The sequence below is a fragment of the Desulfosporosinus cupriresistens genome, assembly GCF_001707885.1.
Lineage (GTDB): Bacteria > Bacillota > Desulfitobacteriia > Desulfitobacteriales > Desulfitobacteriaceae > Desulfosporosinus.
The window spans coordinates 1-26,691 of the sequence record NZ_MASS01000028.1 but is presented as its reverse complement, the minus strand read 5'-3'; the positions used below and the strand labels follow the sequence as shown (position 1 = coordinate 26,691).

Annotated in this window: 18 protein-coding genes; 3 read left to right on the top strand and 15 right to left on the bottom strand. The window is 43.3% G+C overall.

What is annotated here, in order from left to right; translation table 11 throughout:
* Positions 1-71 precede the first annotated feature (71 nt).
* The 6 genes from DSBG_RS12215 to DSBG_RS23740 form a co-directional block, all read right to left on the bottom strand.
* A complete protein-coding gene (locus DSBG_RS12215) occupies positions 72-2,936 on the bottom strand; it encodes a phosphodiester glycosidase family protein (RefSeq protein WP_068964604.1) in 2,865 nt (954 codons plus the stop codon).
* A gap of 175 nt (positions 2,937-3,111) precedes the next feature.
* Positions 3,112-6,564 (bottom strand): pyruvate carboxylase, encoded by a 3,453-nt coding sequence (locus DSBG_RS12210; protein WP_068964603.1) that lies wholly within the window; start codon positions 6,562-6,564, stop codon positions 3,112-3,114.
* 882 nt (positions 6,565-7,446) lie between these two features.
* Positions 7,447-9,552 carry a glycosyltransferase family 39 protein gene (locus tag DSBG_RS12205; RefSeq protein WP_068964628.1) on the bottom strand — a complete coding sequence of 702 codons (2,106 nt, stop codon included), beginning with the start codon at positions 9,550-9,552 and terminating at the stop codon, positions 7,447-7,449.
* 633 nt (positions 9,553-10,185) lie between these two features.
* On the bottom strand, positions 10,186-10,959 hold the full coding sequence (locus tag DSBG_RS12200; protein ID WP_068964602.1) for a methyltransferase domain-containing protein: 774 nt from the start codon (positions 10,957-10,959) through the stop codon (positions 10,186-10,188).
* Positions 10,922-11,287 carry a LeuD/DmdB family oxidoreductase small subunit gene (locus DSBG_RS21855; protein ID WP_242877589.1) on the bottom strand — a complete coding sequence of 122 codons (366 nt, stop codon included), beginning with the start codon at positions 11,285-11,287 and terminating at the stop codon, positions 10,922-10,924. Before DSBG_RS21855 ends, DSBG_RS12200 begins: the two co-directional genes overlap by 38 nt.
* Positions 11,227-11,484, bottom strand: coding sequence for a hypothetical protein (locus tag DSBG_RS23740; protein ID WP_068964601.1), 258 nt, complete (start codon positions 11,482-11,484; stop codon positions 11,227-11,229). The genes DSBG_RS21855 and DSBG_RS23740 overlap by 61 nt, the downstream gene beginning before the upstream one ends.
* Before the next feature lie 95 nt (positions 11,485-11,579).
* On the opposite strand from DSBG_RS23740, the gene DSBG_RS12190 reads away from it, so the two are divergent.
* Positions 11,580-12,473 carry a LysR family transcriptional regulator gene (locus tag DSBG_RS12190; RefSeq protein ID WP_083236842.1) on the top strand — a complete coding sequence of 298 codons (894 nt, stop codon included), beginning with the start codon at positions 11,580-11,582 and terminating at the stop codon, positions 12,471-12,473.
* A 310-nt stretch (positions 12,474-12,783) separates the two neighbouring features.
* Here DSBG_RS12190 and DSBG_RS12185 read toward each other — a convergent pair whose 3' ends face one another.
* From DSBG_RS12185 to DSBG_RS23115, 3 genes are all read right to left on the bottom strand, one after another.
* Positions 12,784-15,195, bottom strand: a complete 2,412-nt coding sequence (locus DSBG_RS12185) for a PEP/pyruvate-binding domain-containing protein (protein WP_068964626.1) — start codon at positions 15,193-15,195, stop codon at positions 12,784-12,786.
* 68 nt (positions 15,196-15,263) lie between these two features.
* A complete protein-coding gene (locus DSBG_RS12180; RefSeq protein WP_068964600.1) occupies positions 15,264-15,884 on the bottom strand; it encodes a TetR/AcrR family transcriptional regulator in 621 nt (206 codons plus the stop codon).
* Positions 15,885-16,051: 167 nt separating this feature from the next.
* On the bottom strand, positions 16,052-16,207 hold the full coding sequence (locus DSBG_RS23115; RefSeq protein ID WP_176716263.1) for a hypothetical protein: 156 nt from the start codon (positions 16,205-16,207) through the stop codon (positions 16,052-16,054).
* A 237-nt stretch (positions 16,208-16,444) separates the two neighbouring features.
* Between DSBG_RS23115 and DSBG_RS12175 the strand changes: the two genes are divergently transcribed.
* A complete protein-coding gene (locus tag DSBG_RS12175; protein WP_068964599.1) occupies positions 16,445-17,050 on the top strand; it encodes a TetR/AcrR family transcriptional regulator in 606 nt (201 codons plus the stop codon).
* A 35-nt stretch (positions 17,051-17,085) separates the two neighbouring features.
* The gene (locus DSBG_RS12170; RefSeq protein WP_068964598.1) at positions 17,086-19,719 is read left to right on the top strand and encodes a PEP/pyruvate-binding domain-containing protein; all 2,634 of its coding nucleotides are present in this window, start codon (positions 17,086-17,088) and stop codon (positions 19,717-19,719) included.
* Positions 19,720-20,026: 307 nt separating this feature from the next.
* Here the strand turns inward: DSBG_RS12170 and DSBG_RS12165 are convergent, their stop codons facing one another.
* The 6 genes from DSBG_RS12165 to DSBG_RS12140 all read right to left on the bottom strand — a co-directional run bounded on the left by DSBG_RS12165 (position 20,027) and on the right by DSBG_RS12140 (position 26,482).
* Entirely contained in the window at positions 20,027-21,136 is a 1,110-nt protein-coding gene (locus DSBG_RS12165; protein WP_068964597.1) for a fibronectin type III domain-containing protein, read from the bottom strand.
* Positions 21,137-21,683: 547 nt separating this feature from the next.
* Positions 21,684-22,883 (bottom strand): ABC transporter permease, encoded by a 1,200-nt coding sequence (locus DSBG_RS12160; protein WP_068964596.1) that lies wholly within the window; start codon positions 22,881-22,883, stop codon positions 21,684-21,686.
* 5 nt (positions 22,884-22,888) lie between these two features.
* Positions 22,889-24,046 carry an ABC transporter permease gene (locus DSBG_RS12155; protein ID WP_068964625.1) on the bottom strand — a complete coding sequence of 386 codons (1,158 nt, stop codon included), beginning with the start codon at positions 24,044-24,046 and terminating at the stop codon, positions 22,889-22,891.
* Positions 24,039-24,746 carry an ATP-binding cassette domain-containing protein gene (locus tag DSBG_RS12150; protein ID WP_068964595.1) on the bottom strand — a complete coding sequence of 236 codons (708 nt, stop codon included), beginning with the start codon at positions 24,744-24,746 and terminating at the stop codon, positions 24,039-24,041. The genes DSBG_RS12155 and DSBG_RS12150 overlap by 8 nt, the downstream gene beginning before the upstream one ends.
* Before the next feature lie 2 nt (positions 24,747-24,748).
* Positions 24,749-25,816: an HlyD family secretion protein gene (locus tag DSBG_RS12145; RefSeq protein ID WP_068964594.1), complete on the bottom strand. Its 1,068-nt coding sequence runs from the start codon at positions 25,814-25,816 to the stop codon at positions 24,749-24,751.
* Between the two features lie 3 nt (positions 25,817-25,819).
* Positions 25,820-26,482, bottom strand: a complete 663-nt coding sequence (locus tag DSBG_RS12140) for a TetR/AcrR family transcriptional regulator (protein ID WP_068964593.1) — start codon at positions 26,480-26,482, stop codon at positions 25,820-25,822.
* Positions 26,483-26,691: the final 209 nt, after the last annotated feature.

Here is a 26,691-nt window from a genome sequence, read left to right as displayed (position 1 = left end):
CCCTAGACCGACAGTTCATGATTGACTAAGGACCGATGATTCATTCCTTACGTAGGTATAATCACCAAGCCCTATTGGGATGTACTCTCTTTCAAAAGATCTTTTAATTCATAGGTAATATCATTACCCATTACCGTCACCTCAAGATATTTTGCTGCAGTCGGTTTTTCCGGAGAAAAATCAGAGCTACTAAAACCAGCACAAGAAATATACCGAACTCCCCTATCCAGTTCACTTTGATTTACATCTCCCTGAAACAAGACCCAGACATTTTTTCCGCTTTTCTCTCGATATTCGGCCAAGGTGTCCTTGAGCAGCTCACCCTCTTTAGTATTAATAAAAGTAGCCGGAGCATCTGACATGACGATAAAAGCATTACTGCCAGTCAGGTTGTCCAACTCCTTAAACAACCATAGCCATTGTTCAGGGTCACTTCTCCGAAGTCCACCTTTGCTGATATCCAACTGAATGAAGTTACAGTTCTTATAGTTATAGGCTTTATATTCGGTCTCAGTTATTAGAGCAGGTTTTTTCATATCTCTGACAGCGGATGCAGCGTGGCTTCCGGTATAAACCGCCATGTCCAAATTTTCATTAATATAGCTTGTCATTTCGTTCAACAATTGCTCTTCCAGAGTATTATAGCTTTCCTGCCTACTACCAAAAACAGAGAACTTAAAATTATCAGGACCTGAAACAAACTCTGTTGTCCTATTGGCGTCATCTTGGAGGAGTGAATCCTGAGGTATTTCACTTTGGTCAATGACCGGATGATTTACAACCTTTGCCGTAAGGTCATCAAAATAAATCTTTCCCGAGCCCTCAACAGGATCACTATTTTGCACATAGAGTCTCCTAAGATTGGTTGGTTTCTTGATCTCTTCCAGGGAAACCTCTATTCTCTTCCAACCTATCCAATCTAATTTTGGAGCAATTTCCAACTGATGTTTTTCTCCTGTGTCATCCAAGACTTCACCGAGGACCCGATTTGAATTTTCATGAGTATTGTAAAGCCAAACGGCTAAGCCGGAAGTGTCAGAATCAAGCGAAAGCCCTGCTCCCGTGAAAACCAACGAAGCTTCACCTGAACTATTATCGTCAACAAAGTCATAGACTAATTGCCCTGAAGTATTTCCTCCGTGAACCTGATCTGTAGAAAGCTGAAAAATACCTTGGGCTATCTGCGGGTTAGCTTGGAAGAAAGCATGGTCGTCTTCAAAGGAATATATTGCATCGGTAGAATCTGCATAGATCGATACAGCAGTATAGGCACGGACGTACCCAACCCCCGCCTCGATATATCCTGCGCCAACAGTAGCGGCTTTAATGGTCCCCTCTTGAAAATCTTTAATTCCCCCGCTTGCGGCCCACTGAACATCCTCCGGCTCAATTTTCGCTTGGAAACCCTGTTGGTCGTAGCCAGTTGCCTGAAGGGTTTGGCTCTGTCCAACAGGTATCTCTAACTTATCTGAACTTAGTCTAAGTTTGACGGGAGCACTTAAAGAACGGATATCCAACTCTGCTGTTAATTTTCCAACCTTGGTAATTATCTTACCCTTGCCTACTGAAGTAGGCCGAAACTGATTATCTATAAATCTTCCTTCAATTCCGCTCACACTCCATTCTATCTGCCGAGGATTAACCTCTACAGGGTTAGAAAAACTGTCCACTCCCCTAAGTGTATATTTTCTCGAAGTATGAACAAAAACATTAGGGTCCTCAGTCTCTAAGATCAGCTTCGCCAGCGAACCAGGAGAGGCTTGAGAAAAAATTCCGATACCATTCGCAACAGAACGTAAAGAACCGTCAGAAGGTATATTGACAATATCTAAGTTAGAAGTTCCCAACTTTCTAGCTACCATGGTAGTAGATCCGCCACCATCTAAATTCAAGGCATTGTAGGCACCCAATTCCTGCATGAGTTGAGCGGACTCGGTCTGAGTGAGACCGACACTGTTATCCTGTCTACCATCCACCGTGACCAGAATCAGTTGTTTTCCATCCTTAGAGCTTCCGACCAAGGTTCGAGGGTTGTTGTTATTAATACTGTCAGTGCTAAAAGAAAAAGTCTCAGGAATCTGACCGTCCTTGACCAGGATGGAGGACCCGGTTACCGACATTTGCAGATCGGACCAGTTTGGGTTGGAGGTAACTGTGAATTTTGCCGGATCTCCCGTCCTGAAGCTTTCTAGAAGTTTGCCAGCTTGTTCTCCCCGGGAAATCACAACATAACCTTTGGCAGGTATAGTTGCGGCAGGCAAAGCTTGTCGAATTTCTATCACCCGTCCCTGGGAAACAAGGATTTCCACCAAATCAGGATACTTTTCCGAGGCTCCGAGGGTGGTAGGTCCCCATTTATTATCCAACACGGTAATATCATTATATTGCTGACGGCTAGGTTGATTGTATTGAGACACAGCAAATGAAGCATCGTTGAGTCCTGTCAGGGTAAGGGCGTTTTTCCAGTAGTTAAAGAGCATGTGACCGGCATTATCGAGCGAGAACGAAGCCATTTCATCTTTGTTTTGATTGTACCAGCCAGATGTTGCTAAGAGGTCTCCTGCTCGTACAATGGGTCCGTCAGGATATCCGGTAGCTCCATCCATCGGATTGAAGAAGCTGGCGTTCACGGCAGCTAGCGCATCATTTTCCTCGGCTAAGGTAAGTACTGTAGAAAGTTGATCCGTGGTCTGGCTATTAGCCAGAGCATCAATTTTGATATTAGGATTCGTGGTATCAATACGTAAAACATTGATATTTAACCAACCGTCTGCTGTGAACCGTGAAATATGTTCCAGAGTTGCTCCATCTGTGATGGTATGTTTAGATCCAGTCTCATAAAGAGTCTTCGGTTGGGCTACCGCTGTGCCGGTGATTGTTGTGAGGGTGAAGATCGTTGCTAGTAAGATTACCAGTACTTTATTCAAATAAGACATTTCATTTCCTCCTTGTTTACTTTTTAACAAAGAAAGATCTGGCTTCTAGACCAACCAGTTACTAATGGTAAATAGAACCTTAAGCTAATCCTTGATTGGCCTAAGGTTCTATTCACTGTTTTGCTATACCCAGATTATGAAACTTCTTCCTTAGAGATTGGCTTTCCTCTACCACTTATTTGACAACGATAAGTAGTTCTCCAGCCTTGACCTGCTGCCCTTCCTTGATATTCACCGAGCTGATAATCCCTGCAATAGAACTCGTTATCCTTGTTTCCATTTTCATGGCTTCGACAACAGCTAATGGCTGGTTCTCTGTCACTGTGTCCCCCTCTTTAACCAGCAATGTCACGACAGTCCCTGGGATAGGGGACCCGATTTCATGCTTATTGTCGGGGTCTGCCATCTCCGTCAAACTGTATTCTCCTGACTGGTTAAGAAGGTTGATGCTACTCCAGTTCTTGTCCTTGATTTTGATTTCTCTTCTGTTCCTGTTGACTTCAAACACTAGAGTTCTGTATCCTTCCAGATCCGGCTTCTCAATGGAGCGGAGTTTAATCATTAGACTCCTTCCTTCAGCGACCTCAGCCTCGATGATTTCTCCTTCGTGAAGGCCGTGGAAGAACACGTCGCTTCCGAGCCTGCTCAGGTCTCCGTATTCGGCTGCAATCTTTAAGAATCCTTCAAACACTTCCGGGTACAGGGCGTAGCTCAGGATATCTTGCTTAGTTGGATCAAATTCAAATTTATCCCTCAGGTGCTTGGCGATACAGGCAAAATCCTCGTCTGGGAGCAGTTCGCCTGGACGCTCGGTTATCGGTTTTTCTCCTTTCAGTACCAGCTTCTGGAGTTTCTCTGGGAATCCTCCCATCGGCTGGCCCATCATGCCCATGAAATAGGATACAACCGAATCAGGAAAAGCCATATTTTCCGCTTTCTCGTAAATATTCTCTGGGGTGAGGTTATTCTGGACCATAAATATGGCGAAATCACCTACAACTTTTGAGGACGGAGTGACTTTCACGATATCCCCCAACATTTCGTTGACTGTCTTGAACATTTCCTTGATTTCCGTAAACTTATGCCCGAGACCGAAACTTTCCACTTGAGGCTTAAGGTTGGAGTACTGCCCTCCGGGAATCTCATAATTGTAGATTTCAGCCGATCCCGATTTCAGGCCTGACTCGAACTTGCCGTATACTGGGCGGACCGCTTCCCAGTAGTCTGATACCTTTTGGATTCCCTTCAGGTCAATGCGCGGATCCCTGTCCATATTTTTAAGCGCTGCAGCAATAGAATTCATGGCTGGTTGGCTCGTTAGTCCTGACATGCTGTTGAAGGCAGTGTCCACAATATCTACCCCCGCTTCCACAGCCATAAGAACCGTTGCCACACCATTTCCTGTTGTGTCGTGGGTATGGAGGTGAATAGGAATTCCGATCTCGTTTTTTAAGGCGCTGACCAGCTTAAAAGCTGCATGAGGCTTCAGGAGAGCCGACATGTCTTTGATGCCCAGGATATGGGCTCCGGTTTTTTCTATCTCTTTGGCGAGCTTAATATAGTAATCCAGGTTATATTTTTTCTTGCTGCTGTCAAGGATATCCCCGGTATAACAGATGCAGGCTTCAGCGACCTTTCCGCTCTTTAAGACTTCATCAATTGAAATTTCCATGCCTCTCAGCTCGTTTAGGGAGTCGAAGATTCTGAAGACATCGATGCCTGCGACTGCTGACTCTTTAATGAATTCTCGGATGACATTGTCAGGATAGTTCTTATAGCCTACCCCATTTGCTCCTCTTATGAGCATCTGGAACAGGATGTTCGGGACTCTTTTCCGCAGTTGCTCCAACCTCGCCCAAGGAGACTCCTTGAGGAACCTGTAGGCCACGTCAAACGTCGCGCCCCCCCACATTTCAATAGAAAATAGGTCTTTGCCGTAGACCGAAGTTGCCTTGGCGATCTTGATCATGTCCTTGGTCCTGATCCTTGTCGCCATTAGAGACTGATGGGCATCCCGCATGGTCGTGTCTGTAAGCAACACCTTCTTCTGATCGTTTATCCAGTTGACAAGCCCCTCTGCACCTTGAGTATCCAGGATTTGCTTGGTCCCGCTCAGATCGCTCAAACTAATACCGTCGATTTGGGGCACCTTAGGGACATCGTATTGTGGCTTAATCCCCATCGCCTCGTTAACCACGACATTGCCGAGGAATTTTAGCAGCCGGCTTTCATCATCGGTCTTCTGGGTGAGCGAGATCAGGTCAGGATTTTCCTCGATGAAACCGGTATGACATTCTCCGTTCAGAAACTGCGGGTGATTAAGCACGTTGATCAGAAATCCGATATTGGTCTTGACTCCTGTAATCTGCGTTTCGGTTATAGAGCGGATCGATTTTTTGATGGCATCCTGGAAACTCCTAGACCAGGAGATGTTCTTGACGAGGAGGCTGTCATAATAAGGGCTGATTTCAGCCCCAGTGAATCCGTTACCGCCGTCCAACCTGATCCCGAATCCCGAGCCCGTCCTGTAGGATTCGATCTTCCCCGTGTCAGGAGCGAAATTAATCGAGGGGTCCTCCGTCGTGATTCTACATTGAATGGAATACCCGTTGAGCCTTATGTTATCCTGAGATTTTATACCAATTTCGGGAGAATTCAGGGCGTATCCTTGAGCGATCTGGATCTGAGCCTGTACGATATCTATCCCTGTAACCATCTCTGTCACCGTGTGCTCAACCTGAATCCGTGGATTCATTTCAATGAAATAATAATTCCCTAGGTTGTCTACTAGAAATTCGAGGGTTCCTGCGCTCCTGTAGTTTACAGACTTCGCAATCTTCAGGGCGTCCTGATAAATATTGTTTCTAATTTCTTGGGGGATGGAAAAGGCCGGGGTGAATTCCACAACCTTTTGGTGCCTTCTCTGGATTGAACAATCTCGTTCAAACATATGAACTAGATTGCCGTACTTGTCCCCGAGGACCTGCACTTCAACATGCTTCGGTTTTTCAATGAATTTCTCCATAAATATATGATCAATGCCAAACGCTTTTTTTGCCTCGCTTTTAGCACTTAAGAAGGCAGACTCCAGCTCACTCTCGTCCCTGACGATCCGCATTCCCCTTCCGCCGCCTCCAGCTGCTGCCTTAAGCATCAGGGGGTAACCGCACTCTGTCGCGTGCATTCTTGCTTCGTCCACAGTTTTGACATCCTTCTCATAACCCGGGATGATCGGGACTCCGACTTCCTTGGCGACGATCTTTGACTTGATCTTATCTCCCAACCTGTCCATCATCTCCGCCGTCGGTCCGATGAATTCGATACCTTTCTGCTCGCATCGCAGGGCGAATTCAGGATTTTCTGACAAGAAGCCGTATCCTGGATGGATGGCATCCACACCCTTCTTGAGTGCCAAGCTGATGATCTCCTCAATATTCAGATAAGCATCAACAGGACTCCTACCTTCGCCGATGAGATAAGCCTCATCGGCCTTGCTTCTGAAGAGGGAATATTTGTCTTCGTTGGAATAGATAGCGACAGTCCTTATTCCCAGCTCATTGCAGGCTCTGAATACCCTAATCGCGATTTCACCTCTATTGGCGACCATCACCCTTTTAAAATTAGCCATGATGTCTTCCTCCATCTCTTATTGGTCATTCTCGAACTTTGCCGTGGCCCTTCAGGTCGTCTTACTTAAGCAGCACTTTTATTAAAATAGAGGTTCTAACTACAAGGTGTTGTAGTCTCCACTTGGTGTCTTGAAAATACCCCATTCATCTGCTATTCTACAATTATTGGTAATTACCTCTTAGAATCACAAGAAAAGTAATTGAATAGTATCATAATCTAAAATTATGATACTACTTAAGCTAGAAAGCAATAAAGAGCCATTTTCAATTATATATCCTTCATTTTCAAGAAATATGCTTTTGTTTTCTACTAATATTCTCATCATCGTCTTCAGTATATATTCTTTCTTTCGATTCTAACCTAAGTAATCGTCCTCCCCTTTAGAAAATCGGCAGTCAATCTATTATCTTTCAAACCATAGAAAACAAGTAGACTACGAACACAAATGAACACCTAGGATGGTGCTTTCTTATTGGGTTGATTTTTTGATTATACCATCAATGGTTCTGCTGCAGAAACCCCTATTTTATACAGAATCATCTCATTACTCTTAATTGCTGAATTCCTGACAGGCATCCCTGTCTTCAATCTGTTCAGCACAATTTACCGCGCAGTTCCATACAGACTTGGGCATAGGACATGGGTTCAGGTAAAGCGTAGCTTTCCCACTCAGCCATTCCCAGTGCCACTAACTGAAGTGCGGTCAAATGCCATCGCCCTGATTGCAACAAATGAGGCCGTTGAATCTAAACTAAACGTTGAAGTAAGTAAAAAAGCATCCATAACACAAGCGTATCATACGTTCATGCTATGGATGCTGATTTCATCCGCCGAACCCTTCAGAATTTACTGTACCTTCCATTCATCATTCAAGTAGTCATTACTTTTTCGCTATGGAGTCAGCATATGCTTTTAAGTCATATAACTGCCCGGAATTTTCGCCGCCAAATCCACCCACTTGTTGACTATTAGCATCGGTAGGTTTTTCATTAATAATAGCTGTGGAAGCCGTATCAGTTGTTTTGGTCGTATCAGTTGCATCCTTCCATTCACTCGCTGGAACGATGGTACCGACTTTTGCCGCCCAGGTCATAATATCGTTACTCGAGCCACCACCTTGGCCTCCTACCATTACATATCTTACTTCACCTATACTAACGAGTTCTTGAAACTGTGCTAGTGTAATGGCTTTATCCGTTCCGAAAAAGCCCCAAGTCATGACAGATTCACCCGTTTTAATAATTATATCCGCTGCATCCCCACTCGTAGATGAAGTTACAAGGATATACTTTTCAGTTGTTTTATGCCTCGTTAAGAATTCGATTAACTTTGAATTACTACTAGAAGTCGTTGTCGTTGAATTTCCCTTTGAAGAACTCGAAATTAACGATAACCCAGCCGATGGAAAGGTTCCAGACATCGGGTAAAACATGGTCGTAGCGGACCAGACCGTCGGAGTTATCAAAAGCCCAACAAGAGCCGTAGCCACCAGGATTTTCTTTAACCTTGTATTCCCATTTTTCTTCAAATTTGCAATAATAAGCAGGATTGAAGAAACAAAGCACAGGATTGAAAGTATAATCATCAATATCTTGGCGATACTTGAGGTCTCGTAGTAATAGGAAAGGATCAAGAGCTGGACTAAGCCATCGACAATAAGCGCTCCTGGTAAAATCCAAGACTTCCATCCGCCCTCTTTATAAAGTTCCCACATTGCAACAACACCGATTCCAACTAACGCAGCTATGGGTGGCGCAAGCATCGTCAGATAATAGGGATGAAACAGACCTGTTGTAAAGCTAAAGTAGACAAATGCAGGTACTAACCACATTGACCATTGGATTAGATCTGATTTTCTTCGGTTATCCAAAGCGATTTTCAGTTTTTCTTTGATTGCGGCGGCAATGAAGCCAAATATAGCAAGGGGAAATAACCAAATTATTTGATCTGATAAGCTATTATTGGAAAATAACCTCGTGATGCTGGACGGCTCACTGCCTCCCATGCTGCCACCGCCGCCACCGTTCGCTTTTCCCGCTGGAGCCTGCCCTCCTTGACCTAATCCAGTCGGTGCAGCTCCCCCGTCCATTTGTTGTCCAAATCCCGTAGGAGGGGTCCCCCTTTCCATTCCTTGGCCCGAGCTGTTTTCACTAGCAGGTGGGGTGATACCCGTTAAATTACCGCCCCCACCGCCAGTTGAGCTGCTTCCAATTCCAAGCCGTTCCAATCCATTATGACCAATTATCAGTTCGATCTCTGAGTTATTGGTACTACTTCCTACATAGGGTCTACTTGCTGCAGGTATCAAATCGACCACTATGGCCCAAGAGAATGAAACAACCAGTAGCACAACCGTGCCCATAATTAGATGAGTTAGTCTCTTTTTCATGGGAACTGCGGTGGAAAGCAGATAAGTTAGATAGATCGCTGGAATTACCATATACGCTTGAAGCATTTTAATATTGAAACCAATTCCCACGATAGCTAAACTTAGGAGAAGATATTTCAGTTTTCCTTTTTCTGCAGCAATCGAAAGTGCCCAACTAGCTAAGAGGAGCGTTAAAACAAGCAAGTTATCACACGTATTGTTTCTGCTTACGGCAACAAACACCGGGGTTACTGCTAGGCATAAGGCTGAAATTAGCCCTGCTATACTCCCAAAGGATCTTTTAACAATATAGTAGATTACTGCGACCGAGATCACGCCAGCAAGGGCCTCTGGTAGAAGTATACTCCAGCCACTAAAACCGAATTGTTTAGCAGATAGAGCCTGAATCCAAAAACCTAAGGGTGGCTTATCAATCGATACAAAGCTAGTCGGATCAAAGGATACAAAAAAGAAATTCTTCCAACTCATGGTCATACTTTTTACACCGGCAGCGTAATAAGCATTTGCATAGCCCTCTATTCCTAAATTAGCAAAATTCAATATTGCAGATAATATTAAAATTAGTGATATTCTAAAGGTTTCCTTCGAGAACTTCATTTTATTGTTCAACTAAATTTCCCTCCTTTATAATTTTTCGCATATTTATAAATCCTTTATTCAACTTAGTTGATTCTCCCTTAGAATTTGTATGTCTTTCACGACAATATCATTATGCAATACTAATCTGAAATACAGCTGATGTTAAACTGAATGTTTGCTTAAGATTAATATAAGCTCTTCATTTAAAAACTTTAGATCCAACCAATAACAACATTGTGTTGAGTTTCTTAGTTAAAATAAACTTATTAGACTTGTAAGGGCACCACAAAACGAGACTGAAAGCAAATCGCTTTCAGCCTCGTATATGGAGACTGGAATCATATGAATGTGTAGTTTTAAGACTTAGGATGATATCGTCGCTAGGGGATTGATTGAGGCCAATACTTATCCCTGGACATTCTGGAAATTAGAGATAGGGGATGTGTGAAAACTCAGTCTCCAAAATTTCAAGTGGTTACAACAATCAATAAGCATCCTCATTTCACTATTAAAGTGGAGTGAGGACACTTGTATTTTGATGATATAGAAGCAAAAGTGGGGATGTGAAAAATAACAAGTTTTAGCACAGCCCCTATCTTCGCATTCGCACCTCGTTGATCCAAACGACCTCCTGCACAAATCACTTCCCATTTATATAGGATGCGCCATCAGAAACAAGCGTGGGAATCGGAATAGAACATCACCATTTTTCTGTTGGGGATAGCTGTGAATGACGCCGTTTAAAACATCCTGTTCAAATAATGGCTTCATTTCTTCTGAGAGAGCACTAAGATAGGGACGCATTCCCGTTCCCCGATACCATTCCAAGATGTCCTCATGTGATTTTAATACATGGTAGTAGGTAACTTCCCAAACCTCAAAATCAGTCGCTATCTCGGAGAAAATATCATAATACTCGCTTGGGTTCAGGGTATGATATGGACGCTTCCAAGGAAAATAACCCGTCCATTTCTCTGAAGTTCTGATTTCGTCAATGATTTGTTGAATGGGTTCATTGAAATTAAACGGAATTTGAATCGCCAAAACTCCTCCGTTTCCAAGGAGTCCCAGTAGGTTTTTTAATAGGAGCCTGTGATTTGGCACCCATTGAATACAGGCATTAGAAAAAACGATGTCAAAATCCTTGTCCAGCCCTAATAAATCTCCGCCGACATCACAAAGTGAGAAATCAAAGTGTGGATAATTCTTTTTTGCTTCTGCAATCATATGCTCCGAGTTGTCGACGCCTGCGATATACGCCCCCTTGAATCGACGTCCAAGAACCTCTGTACTGTTTCCCGGTCCGCAACCGATGTCGATAATCTTCTTCGGGCTCTCCACACAAATTCGATTCACCAAATCAATAGCAGGTTGTGTCCGCTCATTTTTAAATTTCAGGTATTGATTTGCACTCCAATCCGTCATATTGCCCCCTCCTATTATCAATATACTTTACGATCCCACCACAATTCAATATTTCTTGCATGAAAGGTTGCAAAGGAGTGATTCCGAGGTTACTGTCGGATGTGAGATTTCTTATGACCCCCTTTTGAGTGTCGATCTCCAATACATCACCATGTCTGATCTCATCCGCCTTTTCACATTCCACCAACAGCAGCCCAATGTTGATGACGTTGCGATAAAAAATTCTGGCAAAGCTTCTGGCAATGACTGCACTGACACCTCTTTCCTTTAGAACGGCAGGAGCCTGCTCCCTTGAAGATCCGCACCCAAAATTATCATTGCCGGTAATAATATCCCCCGGTTTAAAATCTTTCGTAAAGTTCCCATAGAATTCAAAGGTATGGGGAGCCATTTGCATACATCAATCGATAGAGTGGTTGTAGCATTATTGGCCATCACATAATCAAGTTTCACATCAACGATCTGTCCCGGTTTAACGGTTTTGAGACCTGCATGGGCAGCAATGATTTTTTCAATCGCGTTCATAGGCAATCCCCCTTTTCATTTATTTCATCCTACTCCATTTTTTGTTATAATTAAAATGCCGGTTTTTCATACGACCCATAACTGGAGGTTATACCATGTTGCATACAGAGCTTTATAAGGTTTTCTATTTCACTGCTATGTACCGGAGCCTTTCTGAAGCTGCACAAATGCTCTATATTAGTCAGCCAGCCATCAGCAAATCTATTAAAAAGTTGGAAGCCTTGACTGGTTGTACCCTTTTTATCAGAAATTCTAAGGGTGTCACCCTCACAACAGAGGGGCAGATTCTCTATGATTATGTGAAAAGTGCCTTTGAAACCTTGCACAATGGAGAGATGATGCTTGAAAAGCTAAAAAAGAGGACCGAGGGCATTGTCAAAGTAGGCATGAGTAATACGCTTTGCAGATACTTCTTTTTACCCCATCTGGAGGCCTTTCATTATCAGTACCCGGGCATACACATTCAAATCATCAACCGGCCTTCACCGGATACTTTGAAGCTTTTGGAGCAAGGGCAGCTTGATTTTGGCATTATCAGCATCCCCATGGACAAGGGAGACCTGGAATATATTGAGTTGATGACCATCCAGGACATCTTTGTGGCAGGCAGGAAGTATGACATCCCAGATTGTGCCCTCCCCCTTAAGAAACTTGTAAGTTACCCACTCCTCATGATGGAGGCCGAGAATCTGTCACGGATCCATATCGACGACTATTTTAGGGCTAATCAACTCAGTTTTACACCAGAAATAGAGATCAGCAGTATGGATATCTTAATTGAATTTGCAAAAATCGGGTTGGGGATTGCCTCGGTGATCAAAAGTTTTGTTACTGAGGAACTAGCTCTAGGTATACTGAAGGAAATTCCGATCTCCCCTGCCATACCAGAGCGTACAATAGGCATTGCACTGAAAAAGAATATTCCGGTTTCTCTGGCTTCCCAGTCCTTTATAGCGTTTTTAAAAGGAACAAGGGGTACGAGTCAGTAAACAATACCCTCCCTTTGCCGATTTTGCAACAAAAGGAGGTCGCCATGGAACATACAAAGTGGTAGTGAGCAGAAGCATACATATATATGACAAATGTCATAATGAAAGCGAGTAGACAAATCAACATATCCCGTCTATTTCATAAAAACGAATTTCGATTATACAAAAAAAGACTGGAAGACATATTGCTTCCAGCTTTGTTTGGTGTGGTATTTTACATCTCCCACAACAGTAAAAATTCCAGAATTACTCTTTGTTCCTGGAAGCCATTTCCTTAATGGCAAGTTGATTCGTAACTACAGCATTGTTTTTATCCTCTTATCGATACAACACCTTGCCCGCCGTCGACAAGTACGCGGTCACCGGTCTTCAAACGCCTGGTCGCATTGCCACAGCCTACCACTGCAGGAATGCCCAACTCACGAGCAACGATAGCAGCATGCGAAAGCGGTGCTCCCACATCGGTGACAATTGCACCCGCCCGAGGAAAGAGAGGTGTCCAAGCGATGTCTGTTTGGGAGGTAACTAGGATCTCCCCTTTTTGCAATTGATCTCCTTCCTCTGGACTGTCTAAGCGACGAACCACTCCCTCGAATCGACCTGCTGACCCTGCGGAACCAGTTATCAGATTATCGTTTAATTCACTGGAATCCGACGTAGCAGCGGAGGTGAAGCCAGAAGCAACATAGATGTCATGGCGTCGCTTGGGATCAGCCGCCCATTGGAACGGATCAAAACAACCGCATATAATCGATGGATAGGCGGGCAAAGACGAATACCTGCTATGGATGTCTTTCCTGGCAGCGATCAATTGCAGGGCCGCCTCATCTCCCGACAGAACATCTAACACCTCTTCGATTGTCAGAAAGAAAATGTCGTCTCCTAAACCTGTCAATTGCCCTGCGCGCAGAGCAAACTTGCGAGCAACCCAACGATCACGCACGTATTCAGAGCGAACCGCTTCGCGCAGACATGCCTTTGGAGCCACTTGATTTATACGGCGTTTCATTGATCGCACCTTCCGTGGATGGCTTATTTCCAAGCGATTCCAAGCCGCAGCAATCTCAGCGTATTGTTTAATAAGCAGCGCTTCAACATCGATGGGCGCTTCCTCGAACTGGGCCAACTGTTGATCGAGCCAACCCGAGTCCTCAGCTGGACGAGGAACAGACAGCTCAAACTCATTGGGTCCCCTGTGGCCATACTGCGCTATATATTCTGTCCGGTCGATTTCTCGACGGGCCACCTTTGCTATGCCAAGAACAGGACCAAGACTTGCTAATAGTCCTGAACCGTCTCTGATGTCCGTACTACTACTCAGACCTGATATGAATGTATCTGCCTCCTCCGGCCCTAGTAGTTCAATTAGCTCGCGTCGCAACTTAATCGTATAGTCTGAGAACTGAGTCACGCTGCCCATTACGCTCCAAACCGTGTTCTGCAGGTGAGGTAATATCTCTGTGTGCCACAAGAAAGTCAGTTCGGATTTCTTATTTGTTTCATGGATCCGTTTCTGCAGTTTCTCACACCAATCTGCATTCACACTCAGAAACCTAGGTAATTCTCGAACCGCCCTGATCTGTTTCATTATCATTCCTACAAAATTAATAAGAACGGCTACTCTCGACCCCATGGACAGAGGTATCAGGGGAATCTCTAAGCTCTCGGGAATCCGTGTGTATAACAAGCCTTCCAGAAACCGCGTTATACCTTGTTTGTTTTTACCCAAAGCAGTTAAAACCGTAGCATAGATACTTAAGTTAAGATAGATACGGCCACCAATATTGCCGGATGATTGATATCCGGATAACAACTGCCACGATTCGTATATGTGCTGTTGAATACTCCAAGTGAGAGGGGTCATCACTTGGGGGATTGCTTCCCCGAAATTAACGTTTGACCATAAGTAATTGCCAGTCCTACTATCGTTGCGCTCACCAGTGACCGGGTTATCTCCGATCAAGGTCGTCACTGGCCGGGACTGCAGCAAATATAATGTGCCGTCAGCGATCGCCCATTCGATATCCTGTGGACAGTCCATTTCTCGCTCCAGGCTGTTCCCCAGTTTTGCTAGCTTGGCTGCAAACTTTTTCAATTCTAATGGTCCATCATAGCCACCCCTGCGCCAACTCCCTGTTTTCCTCCCCAGTTTAAACTTATAAGCTGTAACCTGACCAGACACCAATTTCTCACCTAAACCGAAGATGAAGTTTCCTGCCATTTCATTGCGGTTCCCAGTAACCGGGTCTGCTGTAAACAAAACGCCCGAAATATCTGCTATCACCATTTGCTGAATAACCACTGCCATGTCGTGAGACCCGTTAACACCTTTTGCCTCGCTGTATACCTGCACTTCCTTACTATACCGTGACTTGCGCACAGTTCGGATCGCCTTCAGGATTTCATGGTCAGTGCTAACATCCAGCACAGTGTCAAACTGGCCGGCAAAAGAAGCCATGGCTGAATCCTCAGACAATGCAGATGAACGGACAGCGAAGGAGGTTTCACCCCCTCTCTGTCGTATTTCCTTAAGGTACGCCTGGAGCTGAGCCCCAGCTTCCGGTATCAACTCGTCTTTTTGGAAAGCCATCGGCATAATTATCAAGCCATCGGGCACTGGATAACCCTTTTGAAAAAGGTGCGCAAGGGTTCCTCCTTTCCCCCCTGCCAGATGCTTATATTCAGTTCTCAATTCCTTAAATAAACAAACTAATTCTTTCACTCTACCCCCTCCTTTCTGGTCTGCTTTATCATTCATGTCATCTAGCATGGTTATCTCCAAATAGTCTCCTACGGTTGCTCATCCTCGTGCCGGGTTAAATCTTGAATCAGAGTTTGTAGCACCCAATTCATTGCTTCAGCCGTTTCAGTAGAGTTTAGCCCATACCTTTGCCTAAGGGTTGCCCAGGTCAGAGAACTGCAGAGATGGGAAATTATAGAAGCAACTTGCTTAGCGCCTCCCGAAGACAAGCGAGGGGTGCTTTCCATAACCATTTCCTGGATAGTTTGATCTCGTTGGTGCCTACTTTTAGGTTTAACATTGTTAACCAACAAAGCTATCGTGAACGCCTGTACAAGAGTTGCTCTTTCCTCGAACTTCTCTATTGTCTTTCCTGCCATGACAGGGATGTCGTTCAGCGATTGCGGGCTAAACGGTGCACTCTGAGCCATAATTTCTGAGGCTTCTTCATAAAGAGCCTCCAGAAACGACTCCCGCGTTGGAAAGTGACGGTAAACTGTACCGTAGGAAATGCCCGTGCGGACGGCTACATCCTTCACACTAAAGTCCAGGATACGGCCTTCACTAATCATCTTCGCCACTGTATCTAAGATGCGATTCCGCGTATCTTCCTTCTGGTTACAACGCAAGGGGCTACTGTAAGAGCGGCGATTAGATTTTTCTTCGGACATACAAGGTTCCTCCAATCCCTATAAATTAAATATAGAATGACTATATTCAATTATGTTTATATACCATTAAAAAGTCAATAGGCAAAATATTAAACCCTGGGCACGATCACTCGATCAACCTAGGGTTTAAAAATTTCCTTTCTATTTCCCAGAGGAACTGTATAAGATCATTCGAGTTGTTCATGACGGTGGAGTCTGCCTACATCCTGATGTGACCCAAAAAGTTCTTGCCAAGATATCAGATCAGGATAGGAAGGCTTCCGTGGATAATCTATCTGATAAAAATCCTTCACCAACACGGCTTCCATTATTAAAACATTCATTGACAACAGTGGCAATGACATTCATGAATCTTTCCTTTACGATATAAGAAATAGATGTTCAAAACTGCTCTTGAGGTTATATCCGAACCCCTGCCTGCTGATATTATTATCAATCACTCTTAAATAGGCTCTGTCTCCCCAGACTAAGAACAATCAGGTATTTACTGGATGGTAAAAAAGTGCTATTATGCAAGCATAGAATTTTATTCTATGCTTGCAAGGAGGTGCGCACTAACTATGCCCTATCGAACACCAAAATGGGTTCAAGAAAAAAAAGATGCCAAACGAGCTCAGATATTAGAGGTTGCCCTGCATCTGTTTGCGGAAAAAGGTTTTCCAAATACTTCTATTCAGGACATCTGCGAAGCAGCAAAAGTATCCGTTGGATCTATATATTTTTACTTTGCTAATAAGGAAAGTATTTATGAAGCGGTATATCAGATGATAAACGAAGAATACGAAAACCAGATGGTCAACGCCCTAAAAGGTCTTTCGGATATCAGAGACATTATACGAAAAATAATTGAAGTAACTGTTAGACATTCTTTACCGGATGTCTCTAAATCTAAATTTTTCATAATGAATCGTTCACTAAGTGATTTAAAATCCAAAAGAGACACTTCATTAAAAGCTTCAGTGCCCTTTGTGCAAGACTTGCTCGATAAGGCCTTAATAAACGGTGAGATTGCCCCTATCAATACAAAAATGGCAGCAGTGAGCTTTATCTATGGTACTTATCAGGTACTCCGATATTGGAACATGTATGAAAATGCCATTTCAGGTGATGAAATGATTGAATTTCTCTATAATTATCACGTGCCTGGACTTGGCTTGGTTAAGTGAATAAATGGTGATATATCCAAGAAGGGGGTAGGCGGGTGTTTATTAAGAACTTTTCGGAAATTTCACTTAGGGATACTCTGACAGTAGGAGGAAAAGGATCTAATTTAGGGGAGATGACTCAGGTAGGTCTACCCATTCCGCCTGGTTTCTGCATCACGGCTAAAGCATACCAATACTTTATTAATAGCACAGAGATCAATAACCTAATTGAACAGCTCCAAAACCTTTCGCCAAATGACTTAGCCAATGTAAGTGTTATTTCCAAACAGCTTACAGAACTCATCCTGAAAAGAGAGATACCCCAGGATTTGAAAGCCGCAATAAATGATGCTTTTATTCGCTACATGTCCCAAGATCAATATGTCTCGGTTAGATCATCTGCGACCGCCGAGGATTTACCCGAGTCTTCCTTTGCCGGTCAACAGGAGTCTTTCTTATTTGTACCCAAGAATCACTTGTTTACCTACATAAAAAGATGTTGGGCCTCCTTGTGGATTGAGAGAGCTATTCATTACCGCAAAAACCACGGATACGATAATCGCCAAATTTCTTTGGCAATCGTTATTCAAAAGATGATTCCTTCAGAGATATCTGGCGTTGCCTTTAGTATTAATCCGCTTAACCAGCGAGACACGGAAATTATTATTGAATCCGTGTGGGGTTTAGGTGAAGGAATTGTCTCCGGACAAGTATCTCCAGACCGTTATATTATAGATAAGATCCAAGAGGTGATCCGCGAGAAGGACTTGGCCGATAAAATCCATAGGGTTATTTATAATGTAGCAGGCGAAGGAACAAATCTAGTCCCGACACCGGAACAGCAACGGACCATATATTCACTGACCGACCAACAAGTGCTCGAACTTACGCGCTTGGTTAAACAGATTAAAAGGCATTATCAATCACCACAAGATATTGAATGGGCCTATGCCGATAATCAATTCTATATTCTTCAGTCTCGCCCCATTACCACGCTAAACAAAACGCTGGACCCACTTAAAACAGAACCTGAACTATTTAGCTTTGACCCGGAAATTGAATGGACAAATTTAGGAGGTCTTAAAGAACGTTACCATAATCCCCTGTCCACATTCGGTTGGTCAATTCTTGAATCTTGTCAGAACGAGGGCATTTATTACTCTATCAAGATGGTTAGTAAGAATAAAGAATTATCTACGCAAAAGTTCGTGACTAACATTTATGGTTATCTTTATATGAATTTTTCAATTCTCAAGGAAATACAGCCACTCTCAATGCTTAAACCATATTTGGATGAAGACAAAACCGGCGAATTACGGCCCAAACGAAGTAAAATTACGGATTTATACATAACTTTTAAATCTTACACAGCCGGAATAAAAATGATACGGTCTTTAGATAAGGTGTTTTATAATACTCTTCCTAATTATTTGTCTGAACTAAATAAACTAAAACGATACACTCTGGAGACTCTCAGCGAAGAAGAATTGTTATCCTTTATCAAACAAAACTTGGAGTTGGCCAAATCCTACTTTAGATATCAAACAGCCAGCTTAGCGGTTGCCGAAGGCCTATACAATATGCTTACAGGATTTTTGACAAAATCGTTTAAAGCTGATCTGTCATTATGCTCGAAATTGGTTTCAGGACTCCACAACAATCTTACGATAGAAACCAATAATGATGTCTGGCAACTCGCTAAGCTTGTAAAGGAGTCCAAAGAGCTGTGCACACTCCTTGAAAACTCCCCTTCTGAACTCTTTCTTTCAAAAGCAACTATTCTCCCCGCTGCCCAAACCTTTATATCCAAACTAGATGAGTTACTTACCAAGCATGGTCATTTAAATATTGACATGGATATCGCCAATGATTTTTGGTGGGAAAACCCGGATATCGTCCTATCAATGGTGAAAGGTTTTTTAACGAATGATGACAACTTCGATCCGGCAAAAAGAGAAGCCCTCAAACAAAAAGAAAGAACGGACGCGGAGGGTTTCGTTCGTTCCCGCCTCAATCCTGTGCAAAGGGTATTTTTCAATAAACTGTTAGACGCAACCCAATCCTATATGCTCCTAAGAGATAACCGTCATTATTATGTTACTATGCCTTTTGCTTCGATGAAAAAAGGCATTAAGCAACTGGCAATCAAACTTAATGAGAAGGATTACATTCAGAATGAGCGGGACATTTATCATTTAACTCTTAATGAGATCGAACAATCAATCCAAGGTATTCTTAAGCAGGACCAACTAAGCGAGATAATAATTCGCAGAAAAGGGGCTAAAAGAATTAACCTAAACGAACTGCCACCATTCATAAAGGGATGGCCAAAATTAGAAGAGTCATACGTTCAGGTTGCTGGCACCAACAGCATGGAGCTAAAAGGTAGGGGCAGTAGTCCGGGCACTGCTGAAGGACCGGTGAAGATTGTCCGTACACCGGCTGACTTCTCCAGCTTCCGACAGGGTGATATTCTGGTCGCTGCGAGCACTGATCCCGCATGGACTCCCCTCTTTGCCATTGCCAAAGCGGTTATCACGGAACATGGCGGCATGTTAAGTCATGGCGCCATCGTTGCCAGAGAATATAATATTCCTGCTGTGTTGAATGTGAAAAACGCAACAAGTTTACTTAAAGATGGACAAAATGTAACGGTAAATGGAAATAATGGGCTAATAATAATTCATTAAACCCTATCAACTATTCATTGGTGGCATGTCAGCTACTTGAACCAATAAAACCCATTAACGAGTTGCAGCTTGCAAACCATACCAAGACGAAGATATTAGACCTGGTAGGACCATGAAAGAGGCTGAAACAGTCGCTTTCAGCCTCTTTAGAATAAGGTAATGCATATTAATAGTAACTAGTCATTACTTTTTCGCTATGGAGTCAGCATATACTATCTTTCAGAGCACAATTACATAAAAAGCCTCCAAAACTTTATAAATTTGAGTTTCGGAGACTTTTTATGTATTAATTTATTATATATAGTCTCTAGTCTTCAGTAGTTGCGGAAACTATCGATGAATATGCGCTTGTTTCAGAACTGTTTACCGCCTTAACTTTGTAATAATACTTTGTATCAGCTGACAAGCTAGTATTTGTATAACTTGAGGTTGTAGTAGTAGCTATTTTCGAGTAAGTACCCGAGTACGAGGTAGATCTGTAAATATAATAGGATGTTGCATTACTCACTGAATCCCATTCTAGTGATATTTTACTGGAACTTTTAACAGTAGCGGTCAGATCATCGGGTGCAGACAGTGCGTCAGATTCATCAGTAGTTGCAAAAACTATGGACGAATATGCACTTGTTCCAGTACTGTTAACCGCCTGTACTTTGTAATAATAGGTTGTATCATCTGCCAAATCGGTATCATCGGTATAACTAGTAGTTGTGACGGTATCAATTTTTGTGTAAGTACCTGAATAGGAGGTAGCTCTGTAAATACAATAGGATGTTGCATCATTCACAGAATTCCAGTCCAGAGATATTTCATCGGAACCATCAGATGAAGCACTAAGATCATTTACTGCCGACAGAGAAGTGTTCAAACCATTCGAATTGTTAAATAGGCTTTCTACAAGCTGTGTTAAACGCTCAGTTAATTGATCTTCCATTTCTGTGGCTTGGGTTTCGGTAATGGTGCCAGCCGTTACTGCATTATCAATAGTATCACCAAAAAGATCCTCAAGTTTTGACAAAAGAGTGGCTTCACTCACATCGTAACTTTCTGCGATTTCTGCCAAGGTTTCGCCAGCTTGTAAATTATCCATAATGGTTTGTTCATCGACATCCAGAATACTTGCTACTTGTGAAAAGATGTCAAATTGCAACTTTTGTTGCCCGAATTGTTGTCCTTGCTGTTGTCTAAGTTTCCGCCCTTGCTGTTGCCCGAATTGTCGTTGACTCGAAATACCCGATTGAAGCCACCTATTCAACAACCCCTGACCATTTATTCCTGTTTGGAAGCCAGTTATTTGCTGGGAGCTTCCTTGAATAGTAGCCGCATTTGCAACTGTTACATTTGACAGTAAGCCCCCCCCAAATAAACACCCTACAGTTACAGCACCAATGAATGCTTTTTTCCCGATATTGAACATTAGTTTATACCTCCTCGTAAAGTAATAATAAGCAGGGACCTATGAGTTTCGATACGCAGTTTTCCAAGTATTACCACAAACGCACAAGTCCTGTAACTAGTATACTAAACAAGTCTAAATCTTCTCTGAAAAGGAACTGAACTAATGCTGAAATGTAGCTGAAAGTATACTTAAAATTCGAAAAAACTCTGAATATCTTGCTGACTTTTTAGGACCATGAAGGGGCCTGAAAACAGTCACTATCAGCCCCTCTAGAATAGGTCATGCAAGTTAATTGTTAATCTTCCTTAGTCTGAGGATCCTTGAAGATTTACCTCCGTGAATAAAGGAAGGTCCCAGACATCGTGTATATAGCATATAATAACCCCACCTCGATATTTTCAAGGTGGGGTCTAAACTAGTTAGATTTACTTTTTACTCACCAAAAACTTTTTGACATTGATGCCGCGAGACCTTCGATGCTTTTTCGCATATCATAGGGTTTGCTACTTACGAACCTACGAACCTACAAACCTGCCTGTCATTGACTTGTCCTGAAATTAGCGATTTAAAAGTTCTTATTAGGATAATCAAGAGCGCTGTTGACAGCCGGTCCGATTTGAGCCGGTGGTTTCCTTCGCTTAGGGAAAGTCAAGGCAAAGAAAGTCGTTGCCGCTGCCATAAGGATTAAAACCATAATTTTATCAGCTATATAATCAAAACCCAGGTTCTTTACTGTGAGCAAACGGAACCCTTCGGCCATCCAGGTATAAGGCATCGTTCGAAGCAGTTTATTAATCACTGCCGGGATATGAGTGCTCGGCCAGGAATAGCCCGAAGCCACAAAAATAGGAACCGAAATCAGCATGAGATAACGAGTTACCAACAAAGAATTCGGAAAATATACCGAAACGATAAACCCTACTGAAACAACAATAAGGTCAAAAAGCAAACCCAGCAAAAGAATTAATCCTACCGAACCTTCGATCTTTACGTTCACAAAACGTGCCGCAATCCACAATAATAAGCCATAGTTAAAGAAATTAGCGATAAAATAAGGCAGAGCTTTACCTATGAAGATCTTCCACTGAGGGACTGCCGCGCAAAGAAACTGAAGCCAGGAATTCTCTTCCTTCTCCCGAGTTACTGTCAGCCCAACTCCCAAAAGCCCAATCTGCTGGAGAGTCATAAGAACTAAACCCATATAGATGAAGGTAGCGTAGCTGAAGGTCGGATTATACCATACCTCCATACTATAAGAAACCGTATCCATGACGTTGGTAATCTCTCGCTTCGTCATTCCCAAACCGCTTAAGTAAGCAGCCGTATGGTCAGCGCTGAAGGTATTGAGTACTTGCTGAAAGTACTTGCGCGTGTTAAACCCATAAATCAGATTTGAGCCATCATAAACGGTCAAAATCTGAGTCAGCTGATGCTGCGCCAATTTCTGAGAGTAGTCCGCCGGAATGACAACACCTGCTCGAACCAGGCCATTTTTCATGCCTGCTTCCAAGTCAACGTAGGTACTCACTTGCGGGAACACCTCGAAATTCGAGGTGTTCTCAAAAGCCGACACAACAGCACGGCTTTCCTGAGAATGATCAAGATCAACAATTCCGAGCGGCACATGCTGCAGAATAGCGGAAACATAGACCAAACCAAACATCGAGGCATAAAGGAGCGGAACGATAAATAATATCGCCAAAAGAACCCGCTCCCGAAAAATACGCATGATTTCATAATGAGCTATGTTTAAGATTTGCTTCACATCAATCACCCCTTATGCGGAAAGTCGCTGACCATTAACCGCAATGCTGCCACACTATAGAAAAGAACAGCCATGAGCCCCAAGGCCAAAAAATAGTGACTCATAAATCCCCAGCCCGGATTTTTAAAGGTCAGAAAACTCACACCCTGAAAGAACCAAGTCTGGGGGAAAAACCAGACAACATGCTGAAGCCACAGGGGCATGGCTTGAAGCGGCCAGGTGAAACCGGAAAGCAAAAATGAAGGCAGAGCTATAATCATTCCATACCGTGAGGCATTGACAGCATTGGGGGAAAGACTTGACATCATCGTACCTAACCCATGCAAGGCCAGGATAAAAATTAAGGTAAACAAAAGAAAACTCGACCAGCCGCAGGCCAGAGGAAGTTTAAAGACTACAAAAGCGAGAAAGTAAACAGGTAACACAGTCAGCAGCAAAATGCTAATATGCACAAGAGATTTACAGAAAAAAAGCTTAAACAGTGATATCCCCGAAGTCCTAATCTGATACCAGCTGCGCCGCCCATTCTCACCAATTATCGTCATACAAGATGCCAGAGTACAGCACTGCTGCCAAACGTTTAAAGCAAAGGCTAAGACCAGGAAATAAGCGTAATTGGCCGTAGGATTAAACCAGGCTTCTTCAGGAAAAGCAATGGACTGATAGGCTTCTTGGGCCTGATTTGCTTGAATCCCCTTAGCAATTAAGGTTTGAATCCCGACCTGAGCCCCTAAAGTTCGGGTAACTGTCAGCACAGCACTGGAAGCATTTGTCGCATAAGCCATGTTCATACCATCAATCATTACCGCAACCTTAGTCTGACGCTGCAAAGCAATATCTTTGCCATAGTTCTCGGGAATTACCACCCCAACAATTACTTCGCCTCGCTTAATCGACTCCTCCAACTGACTAAAGGTATCGAAATAGGCAACGACCTGCAAGTTTTGGCTGTTTTTTAAATCAGTTATCACTTGACGGCTGGCACTGCTCCTATCTAGGTCCACAAGGGCTGTTGAAATATTTTCAATCCGCTGAGAACTATAAACACCGGCCATAAGCAACAACGCCAGCAACGGTCCGACGAGCAAAATATTGCGCAGACTTTTGTCCCGCCACATGTACAATAATTCGCGCTGCATAATAACCAGACATTGTCTAATCATCATAGCGACCACTCTGTTCTGCGTAATATTTCTCCTGCCTTTTCCATTCCTCCTGAGCAGCTTCCGGATCATAAATGGCCATCTCTCCACCCTCCAGCCAGGCAACTTTACTAAACGATTGCGAAAAGGCAAAATTACTAAAGGTGCTGACACAAGTTCCACCTTCAGCTAAAAATTGCTCCAGCTCCTTCAATATAAGATTACGTGAAAAGAGATCAATATCCTTAATAATTTCATCAAGAATTAACAACTTTGGCTGATTAAGCAGAGCACAAGCCAGAGAAACCCGCTGCAAAACACCGATATCCAGCAAAGTTACCGGCTTCGTCAAAAACTCCTGAAGTTGAAGACGCTCATTCATCTCACGCACAGCGGCCCGAGAGGCTTTTTTTAAGGCGGCGATAAAATCGAGATTTTCCACTACCGTCATGTCCCGGAATAAACTGCTCTCTTGAGTCACAAGCCCCAAGCTCCGCTTGAACTTCTCTGTTTTGTTAATATTAAACCCCAAGATTTCAACCTGACCCGATTTAAAGCGATCGACTCCTGCTAAAATATGTACTAAGGACGTCTTGCCTGCTCCCCGAGTACCAAATATGCCAAAGCATTCTCCAGACTGAACTTCAAACGAGATTCCCTGAAAAAGCAGCTTGCGGCCTATTTTCTGGACAAGATTAGTAACCCTAATTACAGGCTCCATACTTACTTTGCCCCCTCTAGGATTTTGACTTTGGCAGTCATCCCCGTCTTAAGTGCTAAATCTTGGTTGGGGATATCAATCTTGACCTGGAAGCTCCGAATATCATGTTCATATTGTTCATTGATCGCTTTCTTGACGGCAAATTCGCCGGCCCCATTAATTAAGACGACCTTACCCTTAAATACCTTGCCGGGAAAAGCATCCACGGTAATTTCCGCTTCTTGATTCAGCTGAACACGCCCTATCTTCGCTTCGCTGATGTAAACGTTCACATAAGGGTGAGACAAATCTGTAATCTCATAGACCGGAGTACCGGCATTCAACATTTCACCTGCCTGAAGGTACTTCTGAGTAATGAACCCGGACATCGGAGAAAGCAAGTGGGTATTACTAAGATAAGCATTGGCTTTTTGGACAGCCCCATCGGCTTGTATAACCGTTCCTTGAGCTGCCTGAGACTGAGCCTCAGCAATGGTCACATTCGCCCGAGCCGACGTAGCCTGTTCAAGAGCAGCCTGAGCTTCCTGAAGCTTGCTCTGCGCCAAATTATAAGCATTAGTGGCATCATCCAGCGTCTTTTGCGGTGCAGCACCACTCTTAACTAATTCTGTGGCACGGTCAAAGGACAACTTAGCATCGTTAACCCCTATTTCCGCTTGAGCAACTTTTGCCTGGGTCTGAGCTATCGTACTTTCCGCCTGCTGACTCGTCAACGGAACAGCATCGGCTGCCCGCTGAGCATTCCCTACCGCTGCATTATACGCTCCCTGAGCGGAAACAAGATCAGAGCTTATTTCCCGGTCTTCCAAAGACGCTATTTCCTGACCGGCTTGCACTTGGCTCCCCTCGTCAACAAACGCCTTCTCTAATTTGCCGGGAACTTTGAAAGATGCCATCACATTCGTAGCTTCAATAGTACCCGTTGTCGAAAGACTCTGCTCCACAACAGCTAAAGCTGCCTCATGCCGGTAGAAATAGCGGTTAAAAATAAACAGACTGGCGATAATAATTCCCATAAAAATAATAAAAGTCCCTATTTTCTTTAAGTTAATCTTGGCTAGGGCATCCATTCTCTATTCCTCCTTATGACAAAAGATACCATTAAAAATAAGTGCCAGAATATGCTGCAATCGTGCTTCAAGCATCTTCTCAGAAAGCAGATCTTCCTGCCAAAGAGGCTGAACAATCTCACGCCGATTAAAGTAGGCCAGACATAAAGCCTGAACACTAAGGATGACCTGCCGAAAATCCATGTCCGGCTGAATATATTTGCGCTTTATCCCATCCTTAATAATGTCACCAAATTCTAACTCTACCAAATCAAAAAATTGAGGTATCACCTTACCTGCATATCGGCCCCTATTGAGTGCTTCCCAACTGATAAGCCGGACAAAAGACTCATTCTCAGCTAAAAAGTAAAAGTACGCCCTGACTGCCCTGGTCACATTCTCTTTAGGATCATGACCTAAATTAAAAGCGTTTTTGCCCACCGCATAGATTTTGTGGTAATTGTAACGCAAAACTTCCACATAGAGATCTTCTTTGCTGCCATAATAATGATAGAGCATCCTTTTATTAATACCCGCATCCTCAGCAATCTCATCGATCCGTGAACCATCCAGTCCTTTCTCTGCAAAGATCTTCGTCGCCGAATTTAAAATCCGCGCGCGGCTTTCTTCGGAGCGTTGTTCCCGACCATCTCCCTTTTTAGACATTGATTTTTCGTGATTGCTCATTGGGGTACCTCCCATTTTAAAGTATGTAACTAGTTAGTTACTTTCTTTCAAATATATTCTACTGCGTTTGACCCTAGCACGTCAAGGTATATTTTTCCAAATTAATTATTTTTTGTTTTACTGCCTCCGCCGTCCATTGTTGTTAAATTATAGCCCGAGTTTCTATTGATCATTGCAGACACCTAGATAGTTGAGAGAAACACAGGTAC

What these genes read in the sequence shown, in the direction of transcription:
- DSBG_RS12215 (WP_068964604.1), bottom strand. Translation starts at nt 2,936, where the DNA reads ATGTCTTATTTGAATAAAGTACTGGTAATCTTACTAGCAACGATCTTC.
- DSBG_RS12210 (WP_068964603.1), bottom strand. Translation starts at nt 6,564, where the DNA reads ATGGCTAATTTTAAAAGGGTGATGGTCGCCAATAGAGGTGAAATCGCG.
- DSBG_RS12205 (WP_068964628.1), bottom strand. Translation starts at nt 9,552, where the DNA reads ATGAAGTTCTCGAAGGAAACCTTTAGAATATCACTAATTTTAATATTA.
- DSBG_RS12200 (WP_068964602.1), bottom strand. Translation starts at nt 10,959, where the DNA reads ATGACGGATTGGAGTGCAAATCAATACCTGAAATTTAAAAATGAGCGG.
- DSBG_RS23740 (WP_068964601.1), bottom strand. Translation starts at nt 11,484, where the DNA reads ATGAACGCGATTGAAAAAATCATTGCTGCCCATGCAGGTCTCAAAACC.
- DSBG_RS12190 (WP_083236842.1), top strand. Translation starts at nt 11,580, where the DNA reads ATGTTGCATACAGAGCTTTATAAGGTTTTCTATTTCACTGCTATGTAC.
- DSBG_RS12180 (WP_068964600.1), bottom strand. Translation starts at nt 15,884, where the DNA reads ATGTCCGAAGAAAAATCTAATCGCCGCTCTTACAGTAGCCCCTTGCGT.
- DSBG_RS23115 (WP_176716263.1), bottom strand. Translation starts at nt 16,207, where the DNA reads ATGAATGTTTTAATAATGGAAGCCGTGTTGGTGAAGGATTTTTATCAG.
- DSBG_RS12175 (WP_068964599.1), top strand. Translation starts at nt 16,445, where the DNA reads ATGCCCTATCGAACACCAAAATGGGTTCAAGAAAAAAAAGATGCCAAA.
- DSBG_RS12165 (WP_068964597.1), bottom strand. Translation starts at nt 21,136, where the DNA reads ATGTTCAATATCGGGAAAAAAGCATTCATTGGTGCTGTAACTGTAGGG.
- DSBG_RS12155 (WP_068964625.1), bottom strand. Translation starts at nt 24,046, where the DNA reads ATGATTAGACAATGTCTGGTTATTATGCAGCGCGAATTATTGTACATG.
- DSBG_RS12150 (WP_068964595.1), bottom strand. Translation starts at nt 24,746, where the DNA reads ATGGAGCCTGTAATTAGGGTTACTAATCTTGTCCAGAAAATAGGCCGC.
- DSBG_RS12145 (WP_068964594.1), bottom strand. Translation starts at nt 25,816, where the DNA reads ATGGATGCCCTAGCCAAGATTAACTTAAAGAAAATAGGGACTTTTATT.
- DSBG_RS12140 (WP_068964593.1), bottom strand. Translation starts at nt 26,482, where the DNA reads ATGAGCAATCACGAAAAATCAATGTCTAAAAAGGGAGATGGTCGGGAA.